We start from the raw sequence: 13,929 nt of genomic DNA on the forward strand, positions 1-13,929 counted from the left end.
AGGAAGACACTCAATTCCAAATTTGTAGTTTGCAGGCCAAAGTACTAGGTAAATGAAAAAAAATTGGGTGCTCTACGGAATCGTCATCGCTTTTTTGGTGCTGCTTGGCTGGTGGACACTGGAACAAGGGCAGATGTTGGAGCAACCAAACAATTCAGTGGCTCCGGCATCGCATACCGCAATGCATTTTTTGGACTCCATCCGCGAAGGAATAAGCCATCCCCTGAGCATTTTTTTACTCCAAATTCTGACCATTCTAAGCGCTGCCCGCCTCTTGGGCTGGCTGATCGGCAAAATGGGGCAGCCCAGTGTAGTGGGCGAAATTGTGGCAGGAATCCTCTTAGGCCCTTCCTTGCTGGGTTGGCTTGCTCCCGATTTTTTTGGTTTTTTATTTGCCCCCAACTCCTTGGGCAATCTCCAATTAATCAGCCAATTGGGCCTGGTTTTGTTCATGTTTACAGTAGGAATGGAACTGGACTTGCGGATACTGCGCAAGTCCGCGCTTGATGTCGTTTTTATCAGTCAATCCAGCATCATCGTGCCCTACGTGGGGGGAATTTTGCTGGCCTGGATTTTGTACCAGACCTATGCCCCCGCAGGAGTGAGTTTTTTGGCTTTTGCCTTGTTTATCGGGATTGCGATGAGCATTACCGCATTCCCGGTGTTGGCCCGAATTACCCAGGAACGAGGTTTGAACAAAACCCCTCTGGGCAGCTTGGCTTTGGCCGCAGCAGCGATCAATGATGTGTTGGCCTGGTGTATCCTGGCTGCGATAATTGCCCTGGTTCGCACCGGCCCCGCGCACAGTGCATTGTTGACGATTGGGCTTTCGGTGTTGTATGTGCTGTTTATGTTGTATGTGGTTCGCCCCTTATTGGCCAGGGTCGCCAACCGTTTTTTTAGTTATGAGACGATGAACCGCACGGTAATTGCGGTCATTTTTGCGGTTTTGTTGCTTTCGGCCCTCATGACCGAAATCATTGGCATCCATGCGCTTTTTGGTGCTTTTTTAGCGGGAGTGATCATCCCCCAAAACGAGGAATTCCGCCACGTGATCATCAATAAAATTGAAGATTTAACGGTGGTGCTTTTATTGCCACTTTTCTTTGTGTTTACCGGATTGCGCACCCAAATTGGATTGCTTAACACCCCCGAATTGTGGCAAACCTGCGGCCTGATCATCCTTTTTGCGGTATTGGGCAAATTCATCGGCAGTGCCATACCAGCTCGAATCAGTGGGCAAAACTGGCACGACTCCCTGGCCTTGGGTGCCTTGATGAATACGCGGGGCTTAATGGAGTTGATTGTGCTCAATATTGGTTTTGACCTGGGCATTTTATCGCCTGAAGTGTTTGCCATGATGGTACTGATGGCCCTGGCGACTACTTTTATGACTGGCCCAGCATTGAATGGTTTGCACTGGTTTCAGGGTAAATTTGGAAATAAGCCGGGCATCATTCCAGCGTTGGCAGAGCAAAGCCAAAGCTCGCCTTTTCGGCTCTTGATTTCTTTTGGACAACCCAGAGCGGGCGCTCGCCTTTTGCAATTGGCACAACAATTACACATTTTGGGCGAAACACATGCCCTACATTTTACCCCCAATGCCGATATTTCTATTGCAGAGGCAGAAATTTTTGAAAAAGAGGGATTTGAGCCCATTTTAGGTTTGGCCGACAAATATCACCTTCCCATAAAAACGCATTACAAAGCCAGCAACAACGTTCCGCAGGAAATCATCCAACACGCCAATCGTGGGGCTTACAACCTGATGTTGATTGGTAGTTCCCGGCCCTTGTTTTCGAGTGATGAAACGGGAGGTATGGTGCAAACTTTTTTTGAAAGCATCGATTGTTCAATTGGGGTATTGATTGACAAGGGTTTTGGCCAAATCAAAAAAGTGTTAATGGTGTATTACGATGAGCAGGATGCACATTTGTTGAAGCTACTGCACCAATGTTTTGAACGGGAAAATATGCCACAATTCAAGGTACTGAGTTACGAAGAACCTACGGAAATAGCGGCACCCTATGTAGCAAAAGGCAATTGGGTCGTACAATCCAACCTGGAGATGAGCACCTTTCGGGAATACGATCTGTTGATTTTGAGTCGCAGTTTTTGGGAAGTCATCAAATTGCAGCGCTACGAACTAATGGCCTACGCGCCCTCCATTTTGATTCTTCACCCTGGGGATGCGCCAAAGGATTGAGTTCCAATTTTCTGAGCAAATCATTGTTTTACCTCCAAACTGCCATCCACGGCACTAAAGCGGATATTGGAAAAATCTTGATTGGCCGTAAAGCCATGACTGCGAATGGTATCCTTGCGGGTGGTCACCACCACAAAACGATTGGTGGAAACTTGCTGATCCCGTTCGTTCCAGGTGAGTTCGGGGGATTCCAGTTTTTTACCATCCACACTTTGCCACACCACACTGTCTCGCACCAGGGTCACACCTTTGTATTCGTAACGCACAGCGTATTTGGCGGTGAGGGTACCTGCCAGGGCACCATAAGTGTTGAAAAAATCTACTTTGATGCCTTTGATAAATTCCTGCCGGGGGTCGTCGCTGACCAGATGGCGCAGCATCACTGGCCCACGAATGCGCACCCGAATCAGGGCGGAATCGCTGTACAACATGTCTACGTCTTTAATCCGTTCGACGGAGACGTCTTCTTTGGAAAAAACTTCCACTGTTTCATGATTGCCATTGCAATTGAACAGGAGCAAACTAAGCATACTGAGAAAAAAAGTGAGTGCGCGCATGTATTTTGATGATTAACAATACAAAGATCGAGGATTGAGCGGATTTGCTGCCTATTTATTGCACACCTAAACCCTTCAATTTTTCCAACACCTCGGGCATACCAGGCTTCAACTTCAATGCAGCCTGGTAATCTGAAATTGCACCAGCACTATCTCCTTGCATTTGTTTGGCCTGACCGCGGTTGAAAAAATGATAGGGATCCTGAGCATCGAGTGAAATCGCCTTGCTGTAATCGTCTTGTGCGGCGGGATAATTGCCAGTAACCAAATAGGCATATCCTCTAGCCCCGAAATTGGCCGCTTTTTCCAATAGCGAATTTTTGATGACAAAATCCAGGTCGGCAATCGCCGCTTGTGGGTTTTTATTCAAAAGTGCAATCGAGCGGTTGTAACGTACACTGACATTGTTAGAGTCCAATTTCAGCGCCTCATTGAACATACTTACCGCTTTGTCAATCTGCCCCTGGGTGCCATAGGCATTGCCCAGGCCTTCATAGATTGACACGTTTTGGAAATTGTTGCGCAATGCGGCCTCAAAATCGGCAATGGCCAGATCAATGCGGCCAGTTTTGCCGTAGTAGTGGCCACGAATTTTGCGAGGCTCACCTGCGTTAGGGTACAACTTGATGACGTTTGTCCAAAGGGCATCGTGGTTTTGCCAAATGTCGACCTGCTCTCGGGTGCGAAGCATAAAAAAGACATTTAGCCCGACAATGACGCCCCATACCATGTACTTGCTGGATGGAATTTTGTGGATTAAAGCATCCAGGCCGTACCCCAGCATAAAAAACAATCCGACATAAGGCAAATAGGTATACCGATCGGCCATAATCACAGCCCCGACTGAAATGACCTGCAAAACCAGGGCAATACTGAACAAATAAAAGCCAAAACCGAAGAGATAAATTTTATTTTTGCGGGCAGTCCAGAGGCTCCAGGCACCTACAGCCAGAGTAAAGATCAAACCAGACAAGTACACTCCACCCTCATTGCCTTGTTTGACCAACTCCAAATTCGGATACGGGTAAAAGGCTGATAAATTGAAGGGCAAAAACAACTTGACGATGTACATCATAAAACCATAACCGGCAAACTTGAGGCGTTGAAAAAAACTGAACACTTCAAAATCAGCCAGCGCGTCATTTTTTTCCACCATACCAAATGCCCCATAAAAGCTACCTCCATCTTGCACATCCAGCGCAATAAGGCCAAACAATATCGCCAAGGCAAGGAAAGGGATTTTCTCCAAAATGCTGACCAAACTCAACACATTACGCCCCTGCCAATAGTCAAGCAAAAAGAGAATCGGCACCAAAGAAACAGCCATAGCCTTGGACAAACAAGACAGTACAAAAGCAGTCAGCGCCAGGCCCCACCACAGGCCAATTTTCCCTTTGTCCAAATGTTTCAAATACGCCAATGCCGCCAACAAAAAGAAAAACACGTACAACACATCCTTGCGTTCCGACACCCAGGCTACCGATTCCACATGCATGGGATGCAGGCCAAAACCCAGAGCTGTTACCAGTGCAATCAATACATTCCGCTTGCTCAATGCGAGTGCAAAGAGAAAGACCAAAGCCGTATTGAATACATGAAAAATGATATTGAAAGCAATGTACGATCGGGCGCTTTCAATACCAGAATTGGCCGCATTCCACCACAAGGTAGCCATCGTCAAGGGGTGGTAGTTCAAGGACACTACCGAACGCATCAGTGTATTCAAACTCTCTGAAGTAGCAGGATTGAGGTAAGGGTTTTCGGTGACATAGGTAGGGTCATCCCAATCGACAAACTGATTGTCCAAAGCCCGGGAATAGGCAATAAATACCCAAGCGGCCAGTAAAGCAATCCATAACCAGCTCAGCGGCTTACTGCCTTTTTCAGTAGCTGATGCAGCGTCGCGGTTGATGGCACCTGTACTTCCCATCGTCGGTTTGGCCTTAGGTGGGTTTGAGCGATTGGGGGCAGGCTTTTTTTTGGGCTTGGACATAGTGGCGCAGTTTTGCGCCGTGAAATTACAAAGTAAGTGAAAAGTGAAAAGCGAAAAGTGAAAAGCAAATACGGCATTTGGCTTTTACTGCTTAATTTTTCACTTTTCACTTTTCACTTACTTCGCCCACGCCGTGTACCCTCCGTCCAAATTGTAAATTTTCTTGAAGCCCATTTCTTTCAGCTGATTGGCAGCCCGGGCACTGCGGATGCCAGACAGGCAATACACTGCCACTGGGCGTTTTTTGTCCAATTTAGCCGCCATGGTTTTGAACTCGGCATTTTTCACGTCAATGTTCTGCGCTCCTTCAATACTTCCTGCACTGAATTCGGCAGGAGTGCGCACATCCACCAATTGTACTTTTTTGGATTGGATGGTTTTTTTGAAGGTAGCTACATCTTGGGTGATGATGCCTGGCGATTGAGCTTGAACGCAAGAAGTCAAAGCGATGAGGAGAAACAAGGAAAATATTGTTTTCATGGTTGTTGTTTTTGATTTTATAAAAATTCCGGACGGTATTCAAAATGCATTGAATCGTAATGGTACCACTTGCCACCCCAGATGAAACCGTGTTTTTCAAATACATCAACAACCTGCTTGGGGATACTGTTTTTGTAACCCAATTTGGCGTCTTCGTTGGTGCATTTGCAATCCCATTGCCAGTAGTGGGAGTATTTCACGTTGATGTCGATGGTCATGCCAAAACTGTGCATGCTCAAGCGATTGGTGCCTTTGATCACTCGCCAGAGGAAGGTACCTCCGGGGTTTTCCAGGTATTGTTTTAGGCCGGGGAGTTTGTCTAATTCGGCAGAAATGGATTCCAGTTTTTTATCCACACCGTTTACTTTGGTCACCAGGATTTTGCTGCCGATGGTTTTGGGTAGCCATACAATTTCACGCAAATTGGCGCGTACTTCCTCCTGGGTATTGCCGTACATTTTCATGTAAAAGGGCATAAAGCGAATGCGGCCTGGGTCGTTGTTGACGGGCAGGCCATCTTTACCAGGGAATTGGGAGGGGTAGTTGTAACGAAACTGGTCTTCCAAATCCGGGTTATCCAGCAATTCCTGGAAGCTTTTGTTTTTTTTGCCGTCATCATAGCTGAATACAGTGCCGTCTTTCAGGGTGATGCTGTTGGCGTCGGCTTTGACGATGAAATCAGGGTAGGCTTTTTGCAGGCGCTGGATGCCAGTGGGGAGTTCGGGTTGGGTAGGTAGCGCCCAGATAAGGGAGATAAGCAGAAAAAGAATCGGCATGGGTGGATTTTTTACAAAAATAGCGGAAAGTGAAAGATATTATTGTGATGTGCAACACAAATGTAGGGGTAAGCCTACGTGCTTGCTCCTATACGGCATCAAACACCTTATCCTGCCCCCATCTTTCCGACAACAACTTAAAAAACGCAGGCCGATAACTCTGCCCAATCGGAATTTCGTGTTTGCCGATGCTCACCTGGTGGCGCTCAACCACATTCAAATGCCGCAGCGAAATGATGTAAGATTTATGGATTTTGCAGAAAAAATCGGGTAGGATTTCCTGCACATCCTGCATGTTTTGTCGGCTAAGGATTTTTCGGTCCTGGGTGTGAAAAACCACGTAGTTTTCACTTTTTTCCAAAAACAACACCTCCTCCCAGTTCAAGCGGTAGAGCTTGGGGCCGCTTTTGATGAAAATTTCCTGCGCAGCAGGGCCGTTTTCAATACGGGGCTGGGCACTGACCGGCGCCTCTTTGCAACGGCTACAAGCCTGCAAAAAACGTTCAAAAGTAATGGGTTTGACCAGGTAATCCAGTGCTTCCAGTTCGTAACTGGCCACGGCGTATTCGGAGTAGGCGGTAGTGAAGATGACCTTGGGTTTGTCGGGCAAGGCGCGGTAAAATTCCACCCCGGAGATCTGGGGCATATGAATGTCCAGCAGGAGTAAATCGACGGGATGGTTTTGTAAAAAAGCCAATGCCTCCAAGGGATTGCGGTAAGTACCTACACATTTCAGCCAGGGCAAACGGTTGACGTAATTGCTCAAGAGTTCAATGGCCTTAGGTTCATCGTCGATGATCAGTACTTCTTTCATTCGTCCAGGCTAAGGCTAAGGTGGATGGAGAAATAATCCGCTTCGTCTACAATTCGCAGGGTATGGCGATCAGGATACAGGAGCGCTAGGCGTTTGCGGACATTTTCCAGGCCTATACCCTCCTGATTCAGGGAAGTAGACACCTGTTTGGTGTTCTTGGTGTTGAAATACAACATCCGTCCTTCCACTGTCACGTCAATTTTGACCATCGACTGCTTGGTCACATCGATGCCGTGTTTGAGTGCATTTTCCACAAAGGGGATCAAAATGGCTGGGGCAATCATTTTGCCGTCCATATCCCCCTGGGTATTGAGGCTGATGATCACGTCGTCGTCATCACTCAGGCGCAGGTGTTGAATTTCGATGAAGCCCCCAATTTGCTCAACTTCACGGCGTAAGGGCACTTTTTCAGCATTGGTTTCGTAGGTCAGGTAACGCATTAAACCTGCCAGCGAAGCGATGCTTTGCCCCAATTCTTCCTGGTTTTTTTCTACAGCCAGCGCGTACAAGCTATTGAGGGTATTGAACAAAAAATGCGGGTTGACCTGAGCTTTTAGGAAAGCCAGCTCCGTAGCCTGTTTTTCTGCGGCCAGTTTGCGCGTAGTCATTTCCGTTTCGTACCAAATGCGGGAGAAGCGGATCACTGCTGCAAAAAGCATTACGGAGAGGAATACGAAGAGGTTTTGCAAGTTGGGCAGGTAGTAAAAAAAATAAAAATTGTACCCCAGGTCCTCCATAAATTCCGAAAAAACCCACAACAACATCCAGGAGCGATCCAACAACCAATGAATGCCAACCAACAAACTAAACAGACCTCCATAAGCTAGGTAATTGCGTTGCTTAACCAGGTAACGGGGGATCAAAAAGTAGTTGTTGAAATAGGTGGCAGCCATCAGCAAAGGCAAGCGAAAAAGGCTGGCCCAGGCGATATTCGAGAACTCGCAATCCATATTCATCCACAAAATGGTTGTCCACAACCAGATGATGGCCCAAAAAAGGATATGCTTGGCGATTCTCTTTATCATGAACTCAAAGGTAAGGATTTGAGGCTAGATGCCGCATTATCTGCAATAAACCTAGGCTTTTTGAGGTCAAAAACGACAAAAATGTGATTCTTGTATGAAATCCGTTTTTTTTACCTAAAAAAACCAAAATACGGCATTTCAGCCCCCGATCTGATGGTTTGAGCACAAAAAAAACACCGCAAAAAAAATGATTTTAGCTTTGTTTCAAGAAATCACCTGAAAACCATGCCAGCAAGTTTTCATATTCATCCAAACTTCGCAGCGCTCCCACTGGGGCGCTTTTTTTTTGCCATAAAAAAAGCTGACCCAAGATGGATCAGCCCTAATTTGAAGACAATTATTTAGGAAGATCTGTATGCAATCGAGTGGTAGTTTTTGATGTGTGGACCCAGGAATACCCGTGCGTAGATGCGCATGATCGCCAAACCATCTATGATAAAACTCAAAGCAACAAAAGTGGCCAAAACGATTTGATTCTCGTGGATATGGCTAAAAATCAGGTCCTCTCCAATAAAGGTGGGGGTGATCGGAAAACCCGATAAAGCCAAACAAGCAATCAGAAACAGCACTGCAGCAGTGGGATGCTCATATACGTGGCCATGAAAACGATCCAAACTGACCGTCTCGGTCTTTTTCAACCAGTTGAGCACCACAAAACCGCCAATCCCCGCCACAATCACCCCGCTCAGGTAGATGTAAACCTGAAAAAAGTCGAAGTGCTCATTGTACGATACCGCCAGGGCAATGAATCCGTGATTAAGGACTACCAAGACCCAGCTCAAGCGGGCGTGAATCCGCTCGGAAAAAGCTTTTAAGGCTAAAATAAAACCAACCAAACCAAACACCGCAGGCAAATAAGCATGTGCAAAAGGGGAGATTTTGTCCTCGGCAAAACTTAAGAAGTACAAACCGATGAAATACGTTGGCAGGATGAACCACCAGAGGGAAGATAAGGTGATAAAATCTAGCCTTTTGCCTAGTTTTTTCAGCGGGTTCCACAAGTATTGGTACATGGCAGCGTCCAGGTTCCACTCCTTCAAGCAGAGGATGTAGAGGCTGTATTCCAGTTTGTTGGACAAAAATTTCCCCTCAAATGATTTCTGGCGGGGCACAAATTTGTAAAACTGTTCTTTGATCAAATAACTCACTAAGGAAGGCGAAACCAGCAGTTGGTAGGTGCGTAAAAAGGCATTGCCCGCAAAGTGAACCAATGCCAGAATGTGCCACCCGGCGGCTACTTCAATAAAAATCAAACCAATTTGAGCAATGGAAGCGTACGCCAATTGGCTTTTTACTGAAGATTGTACTCTGGCAATCCCTATGGACAAAATGGTAGTGCTCAAGCCCAACAAGGCAATAATCACGCGCACCGAAAACTGGTGCTCCCAAAACGGATAAGTGCGCAACAACAAAAAGACCCCCAAATGCACCGACAAAGAGCCGTAAAAAATGGCACTGGAAGGGGTAGGCCCCTCCATCGCCCGCGGCAACCAGGAAGAAAAGGGCAGCTGCGCCGATTTAGCTGCTGCCGTCATCAAAATCATCAGGGAGATGAAGGCCCCAATCCAAGTGTGGGATTGCAATTGAGCACTCACCAGCTCGGCATTTTGTAATTTTTGAAACGTGATGCTTTCGTGCCAGAGGTGATGGCTCATCCACATCGCCAGCAATAGGCCAACATCACCAATGCGGTAAATGGAGAAAATTTTCACCGCGTTTTTGACAGGCAAATAGCGGTTGCGGTAAAAAGCGATCAAAAGGAAAGAGGTGATCCCCAAAATTTCCCAGCCGATGAACAAGGTTTCAAAATTATCGGCCATCACCGTGATGTTGTACCCGATGTAAAAAAACAGGATGGTGTTGAAGTAGCGTTTGTACCCCGATTCCCGGTGCAAGTAATAGCTACTGTAAATGGTCACCAGCATGGTCAAGTAAGCTCCGGTGAGCAAATAAGTAGCCGTGACCAGATCAAACATGAGGATAAAATTGAACTGAAAATGCTCCGAGTTAAACAGGTTCACACTCTGGCTGTGTTGGGTTTCGTGTTGGTGCAACCACCAATAAATAGTATAGCCAAAAACCAGCAGGGTGTGCAAACCCATACTCAAATAAACTACTCTGGACAGGGTGTTCTCTTTTTTGGCGGGTACCAACAAACTCACACAAAACCCGATCACCGGGAGCAGCACAAATAATGGAAGCAATTGATTCATAGGATTAGCCTTCTGCGATGAGGTAAACGGGTAAGTTCTCGGTATTGCTTTCAATCGTGGATTTGAGATCCTGCAACAGCGGAAGGTCCTTTTGCAAGGTGTGATACGGCTCAAAATGCCCGGATTTGAAGCGGTACAACTCCTGGGTTTCGGGATGAACCGCTACCAGATTGATCCAGTTGTTGATGAACCATTCGTAGGTGGCGGCAGAACGTTGGATGCTTTTTGATACTACTCCTGGATCGTGTTCAACAATCATCAGCAGGCGCAAAGGATCGTGTACTTCCGTCATTTGAGTGGGCAAACCTGGTCGCAAATCGCCGTCAATCCCGTTCGCTACGCCAAATAGGCCCATGACGTTATGCGGCAATTTAGAACCAGCACCCAGCTTTTGTTCATCTACCCGCGAGAAGAAATATTCCATGTTGATCCCCCCACAGACGGGTGCAGCCGCGTTGAGGATGGTGGACAAATAGATGCCATCCGGGTCGAGGGCATAGTCGTAAGAATTGAGAAAAGAGCGCCGATCCAAAAATAGCCCCTTGGAGAGGTAGCGCCGACCGATGATGCACAAGGCGTTGGTGGCATGGTTGAGTTCGGGGCGGGGTTCAAAGAGTGATACCGAGCGGCGCAGTACTTTTTCGTGCACCTTGAGCGCAGACTGCCGGGTATCCACCGCATAAAAACGCCGGGAACGTTCCTTGGCATTGTAATCGAGCGCCTTTTCAAAGATGACCTCATTTTTGGTATGCAACTCAAAATTGGGTGCAGGCAGTGAAAACTCGTCGTAAAACACGATTTCATCCCGAGTGGTGTCGTGTAGCGCCCCTACAAACTGGGTCTCCGCCGGAATCTTCAGTCCTTTAGCGGCCAGGCGTTCGCGTACCTCGGGGTGGTTGGCCATGTAGCTGAACACGCGGGCATTCACCGATCCGGCCCGCCCACTACAAGCACCACAATCGTACGCTGCGTAATAGGGGTTGTTGACACTGCTGGCCCCGTGCCCAACGATGTAGACCAGCGGTGCAAAGTCTTTAACCAACCCAATGCTGTGGAGCACCGTTTCTACCCGGGTCACCATTTCCTCAATGCTGTAGCCCACCTGTAAGTCCTGCACTTTTTCAGGGTGCTCGCCGCACTCAATGCTCAATTTGGAGAACTTGTCCATGTGCTTGAGGGAAGATGCCGTGGCCGGGCCCATGCTAGGGCGGAATATATTGAAAAACAAACGTACCGCCGCCCAGAATCCCAGGGTTTGGGAGATCAGCCAACCACCTACTGACGAGTGGGATTGTTTAAGTAAATGCACATCTAATTCCAGTCGACTGCTGGACTCTTCTTCTCGAATCAGGTATTTGGGGTGCATGGGGGCGGGGCAGGACTTGGTAAAAAACTTCCCTCCCTGGGGTTGGAAATAAAATTCAACACCAAAAAAGCCTGGCGTGCCAAAGGTTTCGCACTCAGGGTCGAAAGATTCCAGGTAACGGCGCAGTGAACATTCCCGGTCATCGATGCAAAAAACCGCCTGGAAATTTTTGGATGGGATGCCCCTTGTATCAGCCTTTTCCAACTGAATACCCGCCAATACCTGGTCGTAATACGTCCACTCAAATGCTTCCTGCCAGATGCTGAGCACCTCGGAGCGTTCGGAGTAGTCAATTTTATCAAAAAGGGGCTGGGGCTGCACTTTGATCTTTTTACCCATAGGGGCCCAATCCCTGCCCAGTGCAAAATCCAGGGTGTCGATTTCCAACAACAATTCAAAAACGATTAGATCGTGTAAGCTGATCCTGCGGGTATCCAACAGTGTATGGGGATGCTCCTCAATGGTCGCAACCATCCCCGACCAACCTTGGTGGGCAAACTGTTGATCAAAGAGGTAATGTTCATACAGGCTTTCGTCCCCAATTAGCAAGCCCAACAAGTCGCTGATTTCACACTTGGTGTTCAGCAACAAATCTCGGGCTCGTTTGCGCCGAAAAATGCTGATGTCACTATGTTTTTCCAAGCGCCGCAAAGCGGATAAAAAGCCTTTTTCATTCACTGGAAAATGCCACATGGAAATGCCTTGATCCAAAAAACTGCACAAAATGCGGAAAAGCAGGGGGTGCATCAGCGAGTCCATGTCCAGGTTGTAAAGGGTTTTCCAATGGCTGCGCAAGGTGCCGATGCGGGGGCTTGTTTCTTTGCGGTAATTGTGGTACAAGGCTTTTTCCAACCATTCTTTCACATGGCCTACTCCTTTGCGCTCGGTGATCACCCGATCCAGGACTTGTGGATTGATGCGCTCTGCTGCGTACAAGTCGCGAAATTCCTGCATCGACAAGGTAACCTTGTATCCAAAAATGGTCGCTGCTTTTTGGGTGCCTGCACTAAAATCCAAATTTTGGAAAGCGTGTAAGGTATTGTGGTGCACAAAGTCCATTAAGGGCGCTTGTGCCGGGAGGTAATGTTTGAGCTCGTGTAAAACGTGCTGTACGTCAAAGCCCCTCGATAAATCAATGGATTGACTCATGGATGAAATCTTAAAGTTGTTGTGGGTGCTTTTAGTTGGGTTAAAGTACGAAAAAACCACGCTCCATGCTTGGTTTTGTTTTTGTGCTGATTGAAAGCAAAGGTATTGGCTTGAAAGTGGAGCAGTCAAATTTAGGGAGGGGAAAAAGGGTTGAAGCGGGCAAATTTAGGGGGCGAAGTTGGGGAAGGTAAATGGATTAGGTTATTTTTTGTATTCGACAAAAGTTTTATCTTGATGCTACCTTTCATTAAAACACCAATCTATGTCGCTAAATCTACCACTAGGTTTGACGCCCAACTTTAATCATCCTATTGTGGAGAAGCTTTATGACGTGCACTTTATACCACCTCGTAATTTATTGGAAGAACTGCTGGCCTTGCCTGGGGCAACTTTAATTGAAGATTTGGAATGGATTATAAGGGATGAGCTTGATTATGTTCAATCTTTAGACGAGGAGGATGAAGAGGAAGAAAATTATACGCTATTTCACACGCTGATGATTTTGGGTCATTTGCGCTCAGAAAAAAGCTTGCCGCTCATCCTGGAAGTTTGGCGGCTTGAGCCTGATACCATTGATTTAGTGTTCGGTGACTTGTTGTACGAAGATCTTTGGCAAGTGTTGTGGCTTTGTGGAGAGCACCAGGTTCCATTGTTGAAAAATTTCATCCTTGATGATACGGTACCTGGAGTATTTTGCCGAACAGAAATGGTTGATACCTTTGATCAAATTGTAATCAACGCCCCAAGCCGTAGGCAAGAAATACTTCAGGTTTTGGCAGAATTATTGCGCCATTTTGATCAAATTCCAGATGAAAAATTTTCAGAAGACCATTGCATTATATGTTCTAATCTTGCCAGTAGTATTTCGGACTTGAATGCGACTGAATATCTACCATTTATTGCCTCTCTGTTCGAACGTGACCGAATTGACCTAAACCTCAGAGGCGATTGGTTTGAATTTCAGAAAGATTTTGGAAACCCCTACGATTTGGGGAAAAAAGTGTACCTGGATATTCGCGATTGGTACGCCGATAGAGGTCGCTATTGGTTAGATGTTATGCAAAATAATACTTTGGAGGAGGAACGACGTCAGTTAGAGCGCCTACAAAAATTGCGAGAAAAAACTCAAGCCCAGCAAACGAACAAGAACAAAAAAATCGGCAGAAATGATCCCTGTCCTTGTGGTAGTGGGAAGAAGTATAAAAAGTGTCATGGGATGCATTGAAATGTTAGCCAAATTAAATTTTAGTTCAAATCAAAGTGAACCATTTTGCGTAAAGAAAGAGCCAATTTGAAAATCCAGATGCTTTAAATGCATTTATCTTCACAGTATATTTTTGCCAATTATCA

Annotated in this window: 9 protein-coding genes and 2 pseudogenes; 3 read left to right on the forward strand and 8 right to left on the reverse strand. The window is 46.7% G+C overall.

The features are described from left to right. Nucleotides 1-52 precede the first annotated feature (52 nt). Complete coding sequence (locus SFV55_RS24630) at nucleotides 53-2,206, forward strand: cation:proton antiporter (protein WP_320032233.1); 2,154 nt, start codon at nucleotides 53-55, stop codon at nucleotides 2,204-2,206. A gap of 20 nt (nucleotides 2,207-2,226) precedes the next feature. Here the strand turns inward: SFV55_RS24630 and SFV55_RS24635 are convergent, their stop codons facing one another. The 8 genes from SFV55_RS24635 to SFV55_RS24670 all read right to left on the reverse strand — a co-directional run bounded on the left by SFV55_RS24635 (nucleotide 2,227) and on the right by SFV55_RS24670 (nucleotide 12,579). Then, nucleotides 2,227-2,763, reverse strand: a complete 537-nt coding sequence (locus SFV55_RS24635) for a hypothetical protein (protein WP_320032234.1) — start codon at nucleotides 2,761-2,763, stop codon at nucleotides 2,227-2,229. A gap of 55 nt (nucleotides 2,764-2,818) precedes the next feature. Then, nucleotides 2,819-4,756: a tetratricopeptide repeat protein gene (locus SFV55_RS24640; RefSeq protein WP_320032235.1), complete on the reverse strand. Its 1,938-nt coding sequence runs from the start codon at nucleotides 4,754-4,756 to the stop codon at nucleotides 2,819-2,821. Between the two features lie 117 nt (nucleotides 4,757-4,873). Beyond that, nucleotides 4,874-5,236 (reverse strand): rhodanese-like domain-containing protein, encoded by a 363-nt coding sequence (locus tag SFV55_RS24645; RefSeq protein WP_320032236.1) that lies wholly within the window; start codon nucleotides 5,234-5,236, stop codon nucleotides 4,874-4,876. Between the two features lie 17 nt (nucleotides 5,237-5,253). Beyond that, nucleotides 5,254-6,012, reverse strand: a complete 759-nt coding sequence (locus SFV55_RS24650; RefSeq protein WP_320032237.1) for a M15 family metallopeptidase — start codon at nucleotides 6,010-6,012, stop codon at nucleotides 5,254-5,256. An 88-nt stretch (nucleotides 6,013-6,100) separates the two neighbouring features. Further along, a complete protein-coding gene (locus tag SFV55_RS24655; protein WP_320032238.1) occupies nucleotides 6,101-6,826 on the reverse strand; it encodes a LytTR family DNA-binding domain-containing protein in 726 nt (241 codons plus the stop codon). Then, nucleotides 6,823-7,851 carry a sensor histidine kinase gene (locus SFV55_RS24660; protein ID WP_320032239.1) on the reverse strand — a complete coding sequence of 343 codons (1,029 nt, stop codon included), beginning with the start codon at nucleotides 7,849-7,851 and terminating at the stop codon, nucleotides 6,823-6,825. Before SFV55_RS24660 ends, SFV55_RS24655 begins: the two co-directional genes overlap by 4 nt. A 341-nt stretch (nucleotides 7,852-8,192) precedes the next feature. Beyond that, nucleotides 8,193-10,064 carry a proton-conducting transporter membrane subunit gene (locus SFV55_RS24665; protein WP_320032240.1) on the reverse strand — a complete coding sequence of 624 codons (1,872 nt, stop codon included), beginning with the start codon at nucleotides 10,062-10,064 and terminating at the stop codon, nucleotides 8,193-8,195. Nucleotides 10,065-10,068: 4 nt separating this feature from the next. Next, nucleotides 10,069-12,579 (reverse strand): DUF2309 domain-containing protein, encoded by a 2,511-nt coding sequence (locus SFV55_RS24670; protein ID WP_320032241.1) that lies wholly within the window; start codon nucleotides 12,577-12,579, stop codon nucleotides 10,069-10,071. A 262-nt stretch (nucleotides 12,580-12,841) separates the two neighbouring features. Between SFV55_RS24670 and SFV55_RS24675 the strand changes: the two are divergent. Both SFV55_RS24675 and SFV55_RS30290 read left to right on the forward strand, forming a co-directional pair. After that, nucleotides 12,842-13,501 (forward strand): annotated as a pseudogene (locus SFV55_RS24675) (DUF1186 domain-containing protein); the annotation flags it as partial. A gap of 228 nt (nucleotides 13,502-13,729) precedes the next feature. Beyond that, nucleotides 13,730-13,804, forward strand: a pseudogene (locus SFV55_RS30290) (SEC-C metal-binding domain-containing protein); the annotation flags it as partial. Nucleotides 13,805-13,929: the final 125 nt, after the last annotated feature.

It is taken from the genome of Haliscomenobacter sp. (genome assembly GCF_033763495.1).
Classification (GTDB): Bacteria; Bacteroidota; Bacteroidia; order Chitinophagales; family Saprospiraceae; genus Haliscomenobacter.

Coding starts and splice junctions, on each gene's coding strand:
- SFV55_RS24630 (WP_320032233.1), top strand. CDS start 53: ATGAAAAAAAATTGGGTGCTCTACGGAATCGTCATCGCTTTTTTGGTG.
- SFV55_RS24635 (WP_320032234.1), bottom strand. CDS start 2,763: ATGCGCGCACTCACTTTTTTTCTCAGTATGCTTAGTTTGCTCCTGTTC.
- SFV55_RS24640 (WP_320032235.1), bottom strand. CDS start 4,756: ATGTCCAAGCCCAAAAAAAAGCCTGCCCCCAATCGCTCAAACCCACCT.
- SFV55_RS24645 (WP_320032236.1), bottom strand. CDS start 5,236: ATGAAAACAATATTTTCCTTGTTTCTCCTCATCGCTTTGACTTCTTGC.
- SFV55_RS24650 (WP_320032237.1), bottom strand. CDS start 6,012: ATGCCGATTCTTTTTCTGCTTATCTCCCTTATCTGGGCGCTACCTACC.
- SFV55_RS24655 (WP_320032238.1), bottom strand. CDS start 6,826: ATGAAAGAAGTACTGATCATCGACGATGAACCTAAGGCCATTGAACTC.
- SFV55_RS24660 (WP_320032239.1), bottom strand. CDS start 7,851: ATGATAAAGAGAATCGCCAAGCATATCCTTTTTTGGGCCATCATCTGG.
- SFV55_RS24665 (WP_320032240.1), bottom strand. CDS start 10,064: ATGAATCAATTGCTTCCATTATTTGTGCTGCTCCCGGTGATCGGGTTT.
- SFV55_RS24670 (WP_320032241.1), bottom strand. CDS start 12,579: ATGAGTCAATCCATTGATTTATCGAGGGGCTTTGACGTACAGCACGTT.